This window comes from Erythrobacter sp. SG61-1L (assembly GCF_001305965.1).
Taxonomy (GTDB): Bacteria; Pseudomonadota; Alphaproteobacteria; order Sphingomonadales; family Sphingomonadaceae; genus Andeanibacterium.
On record NZ_JXQC01000003.1, the window covers coordinates 464,262 to 479,467 of the forward strand.

Here is a 15,206-nt window from a genome sequence, read left to right on the forward strand (position 1 = left end):
CTTGCCCAATGGCGCAACGCCTACTATCTGCGCCCTATGGCTATCCGCGAAATCCTTGAAGTGCCGGACCCCCGGCTGAAGACCATTTCCACCCGCGTGGAAACCTTTGACGACGACTTGAAGACGCTCGTCGCCGACATGTTCGAGACGATGTATGACGCGCCCGGTATCGGCCTTGCTGCGATCCAGGTGGGCGTGCCGCTGCGTGTGGTGGTGATCGACCTCCAGCCCGACGATCCCGATGCAGAACCGGAAGTGTGCCACCATCACGGCGGCGAACCGCACACGCATCAGCCGACGAAGAAGGAACCGCGCGTCTTCATCAATCCGGAAATCCTCGATCCGGCGGATGAGTTTTCCACCTATCAGGAAGGTTGCCTCTCGGTTCCGGAAATCTACGCCGACGTGGATCGCCCGGCCACCTGCCGCGTGCGCTATCAGGATGTGGACGGCAATGTGCATGAGGAAGCGATGGAAGGCCTGCTGGCTACCTGCATCCAGCACGAAATGGACCATCTCGAAGGCATCCTGTTCATCGATCACCTCAGCCGCCTGAAGCGGACGATGGCCCTCAAGAAGCTGGAAAAGCTGCGCAAGGCAGCCTGATCCACCTGCCATTGCAATCGCGAAGAAGCCGTCCCGTCCGGGGCGGCTTTTTTCTTTTCGGGGGCGGGTACACGTAACGGTCACGCAACCGTCACACATCGCGGCAAGAAAGCCTCTCGCAATTATCGCGAGGGGGCCTGATGAGCGCGATCGAATTGTTCATGAACTCGCTCGCGGGTCTGGGCATCCTGTTCTTCGGTATCAAGATGGTCACGCGCAATCTGGGCGCGATTGCCGGGTCGCGCCTGCGCGGGGCGATCACGCGGGTCACGCGCAGGCCGCTGTCTGCGATGGCGGCGGGCACGGCGCTGGGCTTCGTGTCGCAGAGCGGGCGGACCACCTCCTTCATCATGGCCAGCTTCGTCCATGCCGGGGTGCTGGAGCCGCGCCGGGCACTGCCTGTTGCCCTGTGGTCGAATCTGGGCTGTACGCTGGTAGTGATCGCGGCTGTCTTCCCGATCCATTTGCTCGCCCTATTCGTGCTGGCCCTGTCAGGCGCGGCAATCGCCTTCGAACGGCCCAAGCCGTTGCTGAAAGGAGCGTCGGCCATTTTCGGCCTCGCCCTGATGCTCTTCGGTCTGAGGATGATGAGCCAGGCGGCCCTGCTGCTGACCGAGCAGGGCCTGTTCTCCGATGCGATCACCTTCATTCAGGCCTCGCTGCCGCTGGCCTTCCTGTTCGGGCTGGTGCTGACCTTCGTCGCCCAGTCGCACATGGCGATCATGCTGATTGCGGTGGCCATGGCCAAGCAGGGCATTTTCGGCGCGGATGAGACGCTGATGCTGGTGTTCGGCGCCCATGCCGGGTCCAGCCTGATTACCTGGTTCACCGGCTTCAATTTCCACGGTCAGGCGCGGCAGGTGGTGCTGGCGGAAATCTTCTACAATGCGGTCTCGGTCTCGCTGTTCCTTGTCGCCTATGGGGCGGACCGCCTGCTGGCGGACGGGGCAGGGCTGGCGTGGCTGCGCGAGGTGAGCCATGTCGATTCCGGCACTTTGGCGCTGGGTGTCGCCATTGTAGTGAATGCGCTGGCGCCGCTGGTGCTCAATCTGCTGGCCGGTCCTTATCTCCACTTCTGCGCGCGCCTTTCGCCGCCGCTTCCGGCCGAAGAGCTGGGGCAGCCGAAATATCTCCACAATGACAGCACGGACAGCCCGCACACGGTGCTGCTGCTGGCAGAGATGGAACAATTGCGCCTGTTCGAGCGTCTGCCTGCCTATGGCGCGGCGCTGCGCGGTGAGGGCGAGGGCGGCCCCAGCCCGGAGGAATATCGCGAAGCCTTCGACATGGTTTCCGGCGTGATCGAGCGGGCGCAGGCCGCGCTTATGGCGCTGGAGATGTCGGACGAGGATACGGAATGGCTGATCGGCCAGCAGAAGCGCCAGCATCTGCTCCACACGCTGGACGAGGCCTGTTTCGAACTGTGGCAGGCCGCCCATGTGCTCGACCCGCATCTGCATGACATGCGCGAACGTATTCTGGCCGAACTCGATTCCCTGCTCGATCTGGCTGACGATGCGATGAAGACCAGCAATCCGGCGGACTTCCCCGCGATCGAGGAAAAGACGCGCGATTGCGGGGAGCGGATGGAGGCGATGCGCAAGGCCTATCTCGCCGCCTCGCACCACCATACGCCGGAAGAGCGCAGCCAGATTCTGGCGATCACCAGCACTTATGAGCGCATTGCCTGGGCCATTCGCCGCCTCTCGGCATCGCTGGAGAAGCGCCCGGCGCTTTCATAACCGCGCGCCGACGACGCCCAAACGAAAAGGCCGCCCGGTGAGGGGCGGCCTTTCCTTTGTCCGTTCGGACCTGTCGCTTAGAACAGACCTTCGATCTGGCCGTTCTCGTCGAGGTAGATCGCTTCGGCCGAGGGAACCTTGGGCAGGCCCGGCATGGTCATGATGTCGCCGGCGATGGCGACGATGAAGCCGGCACCGGCCGAAATGCGCACTTCGCGGATCGTCACGTCGAAGCCTTCGGGCGCGCCCAGCTGCGTCGGATCGGTCGAGAAGCTGTACTGCGTCTTGGCCATGCAGACCGGGAAGTTGCCGTAGCCCATTTCTTCCCACTGCTTGAGCTGGCTCTTCACCGCAGGCGACATCGTGACGGTTTCTGCGCGGTAGATTTCCTTGCAGACCGTTTCGATCTTTTCGGCCAGCGGCATTTCGTCGGGATAGAGCGGGGCCCAGTCCGGCGCACCGGCGTCAGCCTTGGCGGCGACGATGTGGGCCAGTTCTTCAGCGCCCGCGCCACCATCGGCCCAGTGCTTGCAGATCACGGCTTCGGCGCCGAAGCTTTCAGCCATTTCCTTGATCACGGCCAGTTCGGCATCGGTATCGAGATAGAAGTGGTTGATCGCGATGGTCGGCGTGATGCCGAACTTCTTCACGTTTTCGATGTGACGCTTCAGGTTCACCGAACCCTTGCGCACGGCTTCCACGTTCTCGCCCTTGGTCAGGTCGGCCTTGGAGACGCCGCCATTCATCTTGAGCGCGCGCACGGTGGCGACCAGCACCACGGCGTCGGGCTTCAGGCCGGCGAGGCGGCACTTGATGTCCATGAACTTCTCGGCGCCGAGGTCGGCACCGAAGCCGGCTTCGGTCACCACGTAATCGGCCATGACCAGCGCGGTCTTGGTGGCGATCACCGAGTTACAGCCATGGGCGATGTTGGCGAAGGGGCCGCCATGCAGGAAGGCCGGGTTGTTTTCCAGCGTCTGCACCAGGTTCGGCAGGATGGCGTCCTTGAGCAGAACGGTCATCGAGCTGTCGGCCTTCACGTCGCGGCAGAAGACCGGGGTCTTGTCGCGGCGATAGCCGATGATGATGTCGCCCAGGCGCTTCTGCAGATCCTTGAGGTCCGAAGCGAGGCACAGGATGGCCATGATTTCCGAAGCGACGGTGATGTCGAAGCCGGTTTCGCGCGGATAGCCGTTCGAAACGCCGCCCAGCGGGCCGACGATCTGGCGCAGGGCGCGATCGTTCATGTCCAGAACGCGGCGCCAGGTAACGCGACGCAGGTCGATGTTCTGTTCGTTGCCCCAGTAGATGTGGTTGTCGATCATGGCCGACAGCAGGTTGTGGGCCGAAGTGATGGCGTGGAAGTCACCCGTGAAGTGCAGGTTGATTTCATCCATCGGCATGACCTGGCTCTTGCCGCCGCCAGCGCCGCCACCCTTCACGCCGAAGCACGGACCCAGCGAGGGTTCGCGCAGGCAGAGCAAGGTCTTCTTGCCGATGCGGTGCAGGGCGTCCGACAGACCGACCGAGGTGGTGGTCTTGCCTTCGCCGGCCGGGGTCGGGTTGATGGCGGTGACGAGGATCAGCTTGCCCGGCGCCAGAGCGGGAGGCAGCAGATCGCGGTCGATCTTGGCCTTGTACTTGCCGTAAGGGATCAGCGCCTCATCGGGAACGCCGGCCTTCTTGGCGACTTCGGTGATCGGTGCCAGCGTGGCCTGGCGTGCGATTTCAATATCAGTAGGCATCGCTTCTCGTCCTTGTTGTCTTAAGGGCAGTTCGAACTTCCGGGTGCGTCCGGCAAGGCGGGCTGCCCGGCCATCTGCATTTCGCACTCACGAAGATTTCGTGATTCTGAAATTTGTAAGCGGCTCATACAATTTTCCGGTGCGAATCCTCAAGGGTGATTCTTGGGACGGATTCTTGCCCTGTTGTGGCAATGGGCGGTGGATCGTTGCGGCGGGCCCCTTGTGCCCTGCGACGTGCTTCGGTAAGTTCACATTTCGTTCTCATTTCAGGTCGGATCGAATGGACGCGCTGATCCTTGTAATTGCTGCACTTGTCGCCCTCGTCGTGGGGCTGGGCCTCGGCTGGGTCTTCGGCTCGCGCCCGGCGGCGGAACTGAAGGGGCGGCTCGTTGCCGCGGAAGCCGGGGCGCGGGAGCTTTCCGATAAGCTCGCCCGTATGGCGCCGGAGCTTGCGACGATGAGCGAGCGGGCCGCTCGTGCCGACATGCTCGCAGGCCAACTCGACCGCGCGAGGGAAGAACTGACGGTGCTCAAGGCACGGGAGGCAGGGTTCGAGGAGCAGAAGCGTCTGCTCCTCCAGGCGCGCGAGGATATGCTCAAGGAGTTCCAGAACGCCGGCAGCAAGGTTCTGGGCGAAGCGCAGGAAGCCTTCCTTCGGCGCGCGGAAGAACGCTTCCGCCAGTCGGAGGAAAATGGCGAGCAGAAGATCCGCGCCTTGCTCGAACCTGTGGGACAGAAGCTGAAGAGCTATGAGGAACAGGTCGCCACGCTGGAGGCGAAGCGCGTCGACGCGTTCGGCCAGCTTGCCGGCCTGATCCAGTCCATGCGTGAAGGTCAGGAGCAGGTGCGGGCCGAAGCGGCGCGGCTGGGCAATTCGCTGCGCAACGCGCCCAAGGCGCGCGGCCGCTGGGGCGAGCAGCAATTGCGCAATGTGCTGGAACAGTGCGGCCTTGCCGAACATACGGATTTCGTCACCGAACATTCGATCGACACCGAAGATGGCCGCCTTCGGCCTGACGCCATCGTGAATGTGCCGGGCCAGAAGAAGCTGGTGATCGACGCCAAGGTCTCGCTCAATGCCTATCAGGAGGCCTTTGAGGCCGATACGGATGAAGGGCGCGATCTGGCGCTGGCGGCCCATGCGCGGGCGATGAAGAACCACGTCCAGCAGCTCGGCGCCAAGAGCTATCAGAGCCAGTTCGAGGATGCGCCTGATTACGTGGTGATGTTCGTGCCGGGCGAGCATTTCGTGGCCGCCGCGCTGGAGCAGGACCCGGAACTGTGGGACTTCGCCTTCCGCAACAAGGTGCTGCTGGCAACACCCACCAATCTGGTGGCCATTGCGCGCACGGTGGCGCAGGTCTGGCGGCAGGATGCGCTGGCACGCGAGGCCATGGAAATCGGCCGGATGGGCACGGAACTCTATGACCGGCTGGCCGTGGCAGCCGAGCATCTGAAGCGGGTCGGCTCAGGTCTCGACAGCGCGGTAAGCAATTACAACAAGTTTGTGGGAAGCTTTGAACGTAATGTTCTGTCGGCAGGTCGCCGTCTTAAGGACAAGGGCGTGGAGATCGGCAAGCGCGAGATCGAGGATGTGCCGCTGGTCGAGGCAGCGCCTCGCTATGTCGCGGCCGACGCGACCGATGCAGATGCCGCGGAAGCCGAGGAGGTGTCCGCGCAAGAGGAGTGAAGCCGATGCCCGGAATGCTGCGCCCTGCAACCTTGCTCTTGCTGAGTTGCCTGATCGCGGCCTGTGGCAAGGCAGAGACGGCAGAGGCTGCACCCCAGGCTGCGCAGGCCGCACAGTCGAAACCCGATGCGGCCCGGGCGCTGCTCGCATCGCTGGTCGAACCGCGCCAGAAGGGCGCCTATGCCCCGAAGGACGAATGCGGCACTGTCGGTGCGGCCGGGGAATTTCGTCTCAAGCTCGCCGATGCGGTCGTGAAGCGCGATGCTGCTGCTCTGGTCGAGCTCGCTGCGCCGGATGTCCTGCTCGATTTCGGTGGAGGTGAGGGCCGGGCAGAACTGCGCCAGCGGCTGGACGATCCCCATTATCGCCTGTGGGAAGCGCTGGAGCATTTGCTGCCGCTGGGTTGCGCGGTGAATGAGCAGGGCGGCTTCACCATGCCCTGGTATTTCGCGCAGGATTACGGCGACCGGGACAGTTACATGCTGTTGCTGGTGCGCGGGCAGGGCGTGCCATTGCTGGCCGAACCGCGCACCGGTGCCAAAGTGCTGAAGGTGATCGACTGGAACATGGTCGATCTGCAGGAAAGCACGGATGAGCAAAGCCCCTTCGCCAAGGTCGACGACGGTTCGGGAACCTCCGGCTATATCGCTTGGGACAGGTTGCGCGCGCTGGTGGATTATCGCCTGATCGTGGAAGAACGCGACGAGGGCTGGGCGATCAGCGCCTTTGTGGCGGGAGACTGACGCTCCCGCCCGTTTCAATCAGCAGATCAGCTGGCCCGCTTGGCGGTGATGTCCACCTTCACGGTGACGTTCGGATCGACCGACTTGTCCTGCCAGGAGCCTTCGCCGAGGCCCCATGCCGTGCGGTCGATCTTCGCTTGGCCCTGCATCTTTGCGGTGTCGCCCTCGATGGTCAGGGTGAAGGGCAGCTTCACCGGCTGGCTCACGCCGCGAATGGTCAGCGTGCCGTCGGCCACATAGGCATTCGGCCCGGTAGAGGTGATGCCGTTCGTGGCGAAGACGGCGTTGGGGAAGGCGCTGATGTTGAACCACGAGGTCTCGCGCAGGGGATCGTCACGCGACGGGTCGCCGCTGCTGGCACTGCCCGTGTCGATAGTCACCTTGGCGATCGACTGGTCGAGATGGGCGGGGTCGAAATTGATTTCCGCATCCCACTTGCCGAAGCTGCCTTCGAAAGTCTCGCTATTGCCGACGCCTTCATAGCCCAGCTTCGATGCGGACTGGTCCACGATCCATCCGGGCGCGGCCATTTCGGGGCCGACGGCGGCGGCGGGGATGGTGAGCAAGGCCAACGCGGCGATGGCGGCTGCCGGGCCGAAAGCTGCGGGTTTGCGGTGGAACATGCTCAAATCTCCCCAATATCCAGTCTTGTCGGGCGGCAATAGGCGCGCCGGATCGCAGCGCCCGTTTTCAGCGCTTTGAGCGGCAATAGGTTCCCGCGATGACTCTGTCCATGCGGCAAAACCGGCGGGGCGGGCCGCTCAGTTCCCGTTGCCCGTTTCCTCGATCCGTTCCAGTTCAGCGCTATGGCCGCTCGACCGGAGCGTCAGGCGGTTGCCGTTCCGCTCCACGGCGGGGCCGGCGACCAGCAATGCGCTGGCAGCCATTTCCTGTTCGCCTACAGGGCCGGTGCAGAACATCTTGGTCTGCATCAGCGGCCCGGCGATCAGGCGGGTCTTCTCGATCCGCCAGGGGCCGCTCATGGCGTTGCAGCCGAGATTGGCGCTCAGACGGCCACTCTCGAAGGACAGGCGGGCCTTGTCCGGCGCGGCGGGTGCCTCTCCGTCAATGGAGGTGATGCGCCAGTCGCTGCCGACAAGTTCATGTGTGGGGGCAGTCTGCGCCACGCAGGCCGTGAGGGGGAGGGCCGGGAGAATCAGGGCCAATAGAGGGACTGCGTGGCGCATGCCCCCTGATGGACGAAACGCGCTGACAGCGGGCTGAATGGAGCCGTCAGCAATGCGTCAGGGATCGAGTGCCGCCAAAGCCTCATAGGCCAGCACCGCGCCTGCGACTGCGGCGTTCAGGCTGTCTGCCCGCCCGCGCATCGGCATGGTGACGCGCAGATCGCAGGAAAGTTCGTATTCCTCTGGCAGGCCGCGCGATTCGTTGCCCACCATCAGGAAGCAGGGCGCGGAGTAGGGCGCGCCGCGATAGGGCTGGGCATCGCGCAAGGATGCGGCGACCAACTGGCCTTCTCCCTGTCGCAGCCAGTCGATGAACTCAGCCCAGCTGGCCAGCGCCAGATCCTGCGTGAAGATCGCGCCCATGCTGGCGCGCACAGCCTCTACAGAGAAGGGATCGGCGCAATCGTCGATCAGGATCAGCCCGCCTGCGCCCACCGCGTCGCCAGTGCGCAGCATGGTGCCCAGATTGCCCGGATCGCGCAGAGCCTGCGCCACCAGCCAGATCTTTGCCGAGTGGCGGTTCAGATGGGCGAGCGACGTATCGAATTCCGCGAATACGCCAGCCACCGCCTGCGGGTTTTCCTTGCCGGTAATCTTGGCGAGGATTTCAGGCGTGCATTCCACGATCTCGCCGCCGGTCTGATCCACTGCCAGTTCCAGCGCGGCAAGCAGGGGATGATCGTCCCGCTCGGTCGACATGACGAGCATTTCCGGTACCCGGCCGGATTCACGTGCATCGGTGAGCAGGCGCAGCCCTTCGGCAAGGAACCTGCCTTCCCGCTTGCGGTGCTTCTTCTCCCGCAGGGAGCGAAGGTATTTTACCGTGGGGTTGGAAAAACCGGTGATCTGGCGGCGCATAATGTCCGCTTAGGTCGGCGCGCGGGCTTCGACAAGCGTAGCCCGCGCGGTTTGTGCCGATCAGTCTTCGCCAAAGCCGTCCATGACCAGCCCGATCAGCTTGTTCAGCAGGGCTTCCGCATCCGCGCCGCTGACGCAGACTTCGATCGTATCGCCCTTGGCCGCGCCCAGCATCATCAGGCCCAGGATGGAGCCGCCCGCGGCCTCCATTCCGTCCTTGGCGACAGTAACCGTTGCCCCGTCAGGCAAATTGGCGACCGCGGCGACGAACTTCGCGCTGGCCCGCGCATGCAGGCCGCGCTGATTGATGATTTCCACGCTTCTCCGTGCAGTATCCATCCGTGCACCCCTCCCAAGGTGGCGTGTTGGCTATGTGAAGCTTAAGGGTAAAGATTCAGGCGTCCTGACCGAGGAATTCGGACGCGATGGTGATGTAGTTGCGCCCCGCATCGCGCGCTGCGGCCACCGCATCCATGATCGACATCTTGTCGCGCGCGCCGGCCAGGCGGATCAGCATGGGCAGGTTGATCCCCGCCACGACTTCCACCTTGCCTTCCTCCATCAGCGAGATCGCCAGATTGGAGGGGGTGCCGCCAAACAGGTCGGTAAGGATCACGGCGCCCTGGCCGCTATCCACCTTCTTTATCGCTTCCGCGATCTCGGCGCGGCGGGCCTCCACGTCATCTTTCGGGCCGATGCACACCGTCTCCACCGCTTCCTGGCGGCCGACGACATGTTCCATCGCTTTCACGAATTCCTCGGCCAGACGGCCGTGGGTGACAAGAATCATTCCGATCATGCAGGAAAACAGCTTTCAAACGATGCGGCCGCTTGGGGTTGCACGGTTACCATCGGCGCCCAAAGGCGTGAAGGTGCATTGGGGTTCACGGCTGGTGCGGCCCTTCGATCAATTCGGCAGCGCGTGACCCGAGATTCCGATGGCGGACAGTGGGCGAAAATCCCGCTTCGCGCAAGGTTTTCGCAATTTCCTCGGCCGTGAAGACGGAGCGATGCCGTCCACCGGTGCAGCCGAAGGCGATGTTGACGTAGCTTTTGCCCTGCGCGGCATAGCGCGGCAGCAGTTCCAGCAGCAGGTCGCGAATCTTGGCAAAGCTGCTCTCGAAAGCGACGTCTTGCCGGATATGCGCGCCCACGGCCGGGTCCAGCCCGGTCTGTTCGCGCAGGTCCGCAACCCAGTGCGGATTATCGAGATAGCGCATGTCGAACACAAGATCGGCCACCGGCACACCGCGGGAGAAGCCAAAGCTGCTGACCGTGACAGTCATCGCTTCGCCGGTATGGATGCCGAACTGTTCCCGGATGGCCTGCTGAAGTTCGTTGGTGGAAAAGGCAGTGGTGTTCATCACCACATTCGCCCAGCGCCGCAACGGCGCGAGCAGCTCCCGCTCGGCGGCGATGCCGTCCATCGCGGGAATACCGCTGGCCAGCGGGTGGCGGCGGCGGGTCTCGTTATAGCGGCGTTCCAGTTCCTGTGCGGAGCAGTCGAGGAACATGGTGGTGACGATCAGATCGTCCCGCGCGGAAAGGTGCTTCACCCGTTCGATGATGTCGGCCGGATCGAAGCCGCGCGTGCGGGAATCGAAGCCTATGGCCAGCGGGGCCTTGATCCCGTCCCGCAGATCGTCATCCGCGCCGATCAGCCGGTCGAGCAGGCGGATGGGGAAATTGTCGATCGCTTCCCAGCCCAGATCTTCCAGCTCGCGCAGGGCAGTCGTCTTCCCCGCACCGAGCATGCCGGTGACGAGCAGAATACGCTGGCGGGAATCCGCTGCGGGTTGGTGAGACTCGGCGGCCATTGGGCGCGGTTTGCTCCCGTCCGGCGCGAAAGGGAAGGCTTTGCACGCGTTTGTGCCGGAAGGGGGCAGCTATGGCAGGCCGTGCAACCGCAGCGCCCATTCGGCGCGCAGGGGCAGGGCGGGGCTGTCGGGCCAGAGGCGGATGAGCGGCAGGTGGAGGCCCGCCAGTGCGATCCGCTCCGCCTGCTCCACATGACGCGGCGCCATGGGATCGAGCCGCAGGACCAGTGCCACCGGGCCTTCCGCCACGGGCAGATCGACGATCCCGACATTGCGGATCTCCAGCTTGCCTGCGATGTTGGGCGGGGGCGATGCCCACAGGCGCCCGCTGCACTGTTCCAGTGTCACCCCGTCATCGCCCACCAGCATGGCGCCCCGGTCGATCAGGGCAAGGGCGAGGCTGGACTTGCCGCTGCCGGGCTGCCCTTCGATCAGGATCGCCCTGCCGCCCAGCATGACGCAGCTTGCCTGATAGACCTGTGCGCTCATCCCGATTCCCTCACCGTTGTTCCATCGCGGGCAGGGTTATGACGAAGCAGGCGCCGGTCTTGCCTGCCGGGGGCTCGCCCAGTGTGAGTGTCCCGTCATGGGCTTCCACGATGGTGCGCGCGATGGCCAGGCCAAGGCCGCTATGGCCGCCGAAGCCCTCTGCCTCAGGCCGTACGGAATGGAAGCGTTCGAACACCTTGTCGCGTTCGCTCTCGGGAATGCCCGGCCCCTGATCGCGGATCGTGGCTTCCACCAGATCGTCATGTGCGCGCAGTTCGATGGTGATCTCTCCATTGGGCGGGGAAAAGGAGACGGCATTGTCCAGCAGGTTCTCGACCACGCGCTCCAGCCGGGCAGGCACGCCCAGTACTGTAAACGGCCCGCGCCCTTTGCGCTTGAGCTTGATCGCACGGCCCTCTGTCTCGGCCCGATGTTCGCGCGCGCCCACCGCATTGCCGATCAGGGCGGCCAGATCGACAGGTTCGAACGTGGCGCGGGAGAGTTCGGCGTCGATCCTGCTGGCGTCGGAAATCTCGCTGACCAGGCGATCGATCCGCTGCACATCATGCATGGCAATGTCGGTCAGCTGGCGCCGCAGGGCGGGTTCTTCCACCTTGGACAGCGCCTCCAGCGCGCTGCGCAGCGAAGCGAGCGGGTTCTTGAGTTCATGTGCGACATCGGCGGCGAAGCTCTCCACCGCGTCGATCCTGTGGCGCAGGGCGGAACTCATGTCGGAGATGGCGCGCGCCAGCATGCCGATCTCGTCACGGCGCTCGGGCAGGCGAGGCACCACCACTTCTCGGTCTCGGCCCAGCCTGACGCGCACGGCGGCGCGCACCAGCACGCGCAACGGGCGCACGATGATCCGCGCGAGATAAAGCGAAAGCTGGATCGAGATCAGTACCGCGGCGGCCACGATGATCGCCAGCGTCTGGCGCGCGTCGCGCACGCGCTTGGTGATGTCGATTGCATTGCGCGTGGTCAGCAGCGTCGTCCCGTCGCGGCCCACCGGCGCGGCGGCGGTGATAACCGGCGTGCGGTCCGGCGCATAGCGCAGGAAGATCTGGGTTTGGCTCAGCCGGCGGGCGAGGGCGAGTTCCGGCCAGGAATCCGCATCCGTATCGCGCGGCTCCACATAGGCGGGCACCGGCTCCGCTCCCAAGATGGCATCCATGCCCCGGTCCAGCCAGCGCGCGGCGTGCTGATACCAAGGCTCCTTATCAGGGTCGATGAAGGTGAAGGAAGGTTCTGCCAGCGCGAAGCTGTCCTTCACCAGCGTGCCGTCCGGGCGATAGAGCCGCAGCCGCAAATGCTGCTCCTGCCCGATCTGCACCATCAGTCGGTCACGCAGGTCAGGCTTTGCCCCCAGCAGGGCCTCCGCCGTGATCTGCGCTTCGCTGCGGGCCAGCCGGAAGCGTTCTTCGATCAACTGGCGGCGGAAATTGTCGAGATAGAAGAAGCTGCCCGCCAGGATCGACAGGGCAATGATGTTGAAGGTCAGGATGCGGATCGTCAGCGATGCGCGAGGGGTGAAGATCGGCCGTTCGAAACGGCGCGGCATCCTTCTGATTTCGCCATTCTCAGCCATCGGAGAAGCTGTAGCCTGCGCCGTAAAGCGTCTCGATCCCGGAGAATTCCGGATCGACCGAGCGGAACTTGCGCCGCATGCGCTTGATGTGGCTGTCCACTGTGCGGTCGTCCACGAAGACGTCGTCGGGATAGGCTGCATCCATCAGCTGGTTGCGGCTCTTGATTACGCCGGGCCTTGCGGCCAGCGCTTCAAGGATCAGGAATTCGGTGACGGTTAGCGACACATCCTTGCCATCCCAGTGCACCTTGTGGCGGGCCGGGTCCATCGCAAGCCTGCCGCGCAGCATTTCCTCCCCGCCGGGCGCAGCATCCTCGTGCTCGCCATTGTTTTGGGGTGCCATCGTGCTGCGGCGGAGGATCGCACGGATGCGGGCGATCAGCAGTTTCTGGCTGAAGGGCTTGGCGATGTAATCGTCTGCCCCCATGGCAAGGCCGGCGGCCTCGTCCTGCTCGTCATCCTTGCTGGTCAGGAAGATGACGGGAAGGGTCGATGTCTCGCGCAGGCGGCGCAGCAGTTCCATCCCGTCCATCCGCGGCATCTTGATGTCGAACACGGCAAGATCAGGCGGGTTTTCAGTCAGGGCCTTCAACGCTGCCGTGCCATCGGTATAGACCCGGGTGGCAAAGCCTTCGGACTGGAGCGCGATGGAAACGCTGGCCAGAATGTTGCGGTCATCGTCCACCAGCGCGATCACCTGTTGCGGTTCGCCCGCCGGGGTGGCCGGACTGGTGGTGCTGGAGCCTGGCAGATGGGCCATAAGGTGCGCTGTCCTGCTGAATTCTAAGGCGGGGATTAACGTTTTCGCGGCAGATAGACAACGCTTCAACCGATTCCTGCTGCAACGCAGGTGCGGTAAAACCCTGTGCTAAATCAGTATTTTCGGCCCATTTGTGGCAGTTTGACGAAGGGTGTTTGTGCGACTATGCGCAACCCGATTCCGGTTGGCGGAACTTTCCGCATTCTGGCCCAGAAACTTCTGGCCCCCTAGTCTGGAGACGACCTTGACTGCTTCGCTTTCCTTCCCCCTCGACCGCCAGGGCATTGCCACGTCCGCGACCATCCACGCGAACCTCGGTACGGCTCCTCTGGTTGAGCATGCCGTGCGCAATGGCGAAGGGCGCATCGCCGCCCATGGCCCGCTGGTGGTGGAAACCGGCCAACACACCGGCCGTTCCGCGAAGGACAAGTTTATCGTCCGCGACGGCGTGACCGAACACACCGTGTGGTGGGGCAAGACCAATGTCGAAATGAGCCAGGAACATTTCGCCGCGCTGAAGGAAGATTTCTTCAAGGCGCTGGGCGAAAAGAACCAGCTCTATGTAGCCGATCTGTTCGGCGGTTCGCAGATCGATCACCGCGTGAACGTGCGCGTGATCAATGAACTGGCATGGCACAATCTGTTCATCCGCACTCTGCTGGTGCGCCCCGAAGCTTCCGATCTCGATGGCTTCGTTCCCGAATACACCATCATCGACCTGCCCAGCTTCGTTGCCGATCCGGTGCGCCATGGCTGCCGCAGCGAGACGGTGATCGCGGTCAACCTGTCGGAAAAGCTGATCCTTATCGGCGGCACCAAATATGCCGGTGAAATGAAGAAGAGCGTGTTCGGCATTCTCAACTTCCTGCTGCCGGCCAAGGGCGTGATGCCGATGCATTGTTCGGCCAATATTGGCGCGGACGGCAAGACGGCGGTGTTCTTCGGCCTGTCCGGCACCGGCAAGACCACGCTTTCGGCCGATGCCAGCCGCACGCTGATCGGCGATGACGAACATGGCTGGTCGGACACGGCGGTCTTCAACTTCGAAGGCGGTTGCTACGCCAAGATGATCCGCCTGTCGGAAGAGGCAGAGCCGGAGATCTACGCCACCAGCCGCATGTTCGGCACCGTGCTTGAAAACGTGGTGATGGACGAGGCGACCCGCGAACTCGATTTCGACGACAATTCGCTCGCCGAAAACAGCCGCGGTGCCTATCCGATCGACTTCATTCCGAATGCTTCGGAAGAAAACCTCGGCCCGGTTCCGTCGAACGTGATCATGCTCACTGCCGATGCCTTCGGCGTGCTGCCCCCGATCTCGCGCCTCACGCCGGATCAGGCCATGTATCACTTCCTGTCGGGCTACACCGCCAAGGTGGCTGGCACGGAAATCGGCGTGACCGAACCGGAAGCGACGTTCTCCACCTGCTTCGGCGCGCCCTTCATGCCGCGTCACCCCAGCGTCTACGGCAACCTGCTGAAGGAACGCATCGCCAAGGGCGGCGTGTCCTGCTGGCTGGTCAACACCGGCTGGACCGGCGGCAAGTACGGCGTTGGCCGGCGCATGCCGATCAAGGAAACCCGTGCGCTGCTGAATGCCGCGCTCGACGGTTCGCTGAACAATGCCGAGTTCCGCAAGGATCCCAACTTCGGCTTCGATGTGCCGGTGGCCGTGCCGGGGGTCGATACTTCGATCCTCGATCCGCGTTCCACCTGGGCGGATAAGGACGAGTATGACGCGACTGCCGCGAAGCTCGTCCAGCTCTTTGTTGACAATTTCGAGCAATTTGCCGACCATGTCGACGAGAGCGTGAAGCAGGCTGCGCCCGTAGCGTAAGGCGCGCCAGCTCCGCACACGAGTTGGAGAGGAGGAAAAGGGGGTTCCGCAAGGGCCCCCTTTTCTGATTCCTGCTTCCAGGCCCTTCATTTCCGGCGCTTTTACGACTGGAAGAATTTAGGCTTGCGCCGCTGCGTGGGGGGC

15 protein-coding genes are annotated in these 15,206 nt (G+C 63.6%); 5 read left to right on the forward strand and 10 right to left on the reverse strand.

Annotated elements, in window-relative coordinates; all coding sequences use genetic code 11:
- Nucleotides 1-36: 36 nt before the first annotated feature.
- A complete protein-coding gene (gene def, locus SZ64_RS02395; protein WP_054529365.1) occupies nt 37-606 on the forward strand; it encodes a peptide deformylase in 570 nt (189 codons plus the stop codon).
- Between the two features lie 140 nt (nt 607-746).
- The gene (locus SZ64_RS02400) at nt 747-2,348 is read left to right on the forward strand and encodes a Na/Pi symporter (protein ID WP_054529366.1); all 1,602 of its coding nucleotides are present in this window, start codon (nt 747-749) and stop codon (nt 2,346-2,348) included.
- 77 nt (nt 2,349-2,425) lie between these two features.
- Here SZ64_RS02400 and SZ64_RS02405 read toward each other — a convergent pair whose 3' ends face one another.
- Complete coding sequence (locus tag SZ64_RS02405) at nt 2,426-4,093, reverse strand: formate--tetrahydrofolate ligase (RefSeq protein WP_054529367.1); 1,668 nt, start codon at nt 4,091-4,093, stop codon at nt 2,426-2,428.
- 280 nt (nt 4,094-4,373) lie between these two features.
- Here SZ64_RS02405 and rmuC point away from each other — a divergent pair, with 280 nt between their 5' ends.
- Together rmuC and SZ64_RS02415 are read left to right on the forward strand one after the other, a co-directional pair.
- Nucleotides 4,374-5,783: a DNA recombination protein RmuC gene (rmuC, locus tag SZ64_RS02410; RefSeq protein WP_054529368.1), complete on the forward strand. Its 1,410-nt coding sequence runs from the start codon at nt 4,374-4,376 to the stop codon at nt 5,781-5,783.
- A 5-nt stretch (nt 5,784-5,788) separates the two neighbouring features.
- Entirely contained in the window at nt 5,789-6,526 is a 738-nt protein-coding gene (locus SZ64_RS02415; RefSeq protein WP_156313437.1) for a hypothetical protein, read from the forward strand.
- Nucleotides 6,527-6,552: 26 nt separating this feature from the next.
- On the opposite strand, the gene SZ64_RS02420 is transcribed toward SZ64_RS02415, so the two are convergent.
- The 9 genes from SZ64_RS02420 to SZ64_RS02460 form a co-directional block, all read right to left on the reverse strand.
- Nucleotides 6,553-7,149: a YceI family protein gene (locus SZ64_RS02420; protein WP_054529370.1), complete on the reverse strand. Its 597-nt coding sequence runs from the start codon at nt 7,147-7,149 to the stop codon at nt 6,553-6,555.
- A gap of 138 nt (nt 7,150-7,287) precedes the next feature.
- Complete coding sequence (locus tag SZ64_RS02425; RefSeq protein WP_162225065.1) at nt 7,288-7,653, reverse strand: META domain-containing protein; 366 nt, start codon at nt 7,651-7,653, stop codon at nt 7,288-7,290.
- A 117-nt stretch (nt 7,654-7,770) separates the two neighbouring features.
- Nucleotides 7,771-8,571: an RNA methyltransferase gene (locus SZ64_RS02430; RefSeq protein ID WP_054529372.1), complete on the reverse strand. Its 801-nt coding sequence runs from the start codon at nt 8,569-8,571 to the stop codon at nt 7,771-7,773.
- Between the two features lie 60 nt (nt 8,572-8,631).
- Entirely contained in the window at nt 8,632-8,910 is a 279-nt protein-coding gene (locus SZ64_RS02435; protein WP_054529373.1) for an HPr family phosphocarrier protein, read from the reverse strand.
- A gap of 55 nt (nt 8,911-8,965) precedes the next feature.
- Nucleotides 8,966-9,370: a PTS sugar transporter subunit IIA gene (locus SZ64_RS02440; protein ID WP_054529374.1), complete on the reverse strand. Its 405-nt coding sequence runs from the start codon at nt 9,368-9,370 to the stop codon at nt 8,966-8,968.
- 85 nt (nt 9,371-9,455) lie between these two features.
- A complete protein-coding gene (gene rapZ, locus SZ64_RS02445) occupies nt 9,456-10,388 on the reverse strand; it encodes an RNase adapter RapZ (protein WP_054529375.1) in 933 nt (310 codons plus the stop codon).
- Between the two features lie 69 nt (nt 10,389-10,457).
- A complete protein-coding gene (locus SZ64_RS02450; RefSeq protein WP_054529376.1) occupies nt 10,458-10,877 on the reverse strand; it encodes an HPr kinase/phosphatase C-terminal domain-containing protein in 420 nt (139 codons plus the stop codon).
- A 10-nt stretch (nt 10,878-10,887) separates the two neighbouring features.
- The gene (locus SZ64_RS02455) at nt 10,888-12,438 is read right to left on the reverse strand and encodes a stimulus-sensing domain-containing protein (protein WP_241772967.1); all 1,551 of its coding nucleotides are present in this window, start codon (nt 12,436-12,438) and stop codon (nt 10,888-10,890) included.
- 19 nt (nt 12,439-12,457) lie between these two features.
- On the reverse strand, nt 12,458-13,225 hold the full coding sequence (locus SZ64_RS02460; RefSeq protein ID WP_082384409.1) for a response regulator transcription factor: 768 nt from the start codon (nt 13,223-13,225) through the stop codon (nt 12,458-12,460).
- Between the two features lie 244 nt (nt 13,226-13,469).
- Between SZ64_RS02460 and SZ64_RS02465 the strand changes: the two genes are divergently transcribed.
- Complete coding sequence (locus tag SZ64_RS02465; RefSeq protein ID WP_054529378.1) at nt 13,470-15,062, forward strand: phosphoenolpyruvate carboxykinase; 1,593 nt, start codon at nt 13,470-13,472, stop codon at nt 15,060-15,062.
- The last annotated feature ends 144 nt before the right edge of the window (nt 15,063-15,206 follow it).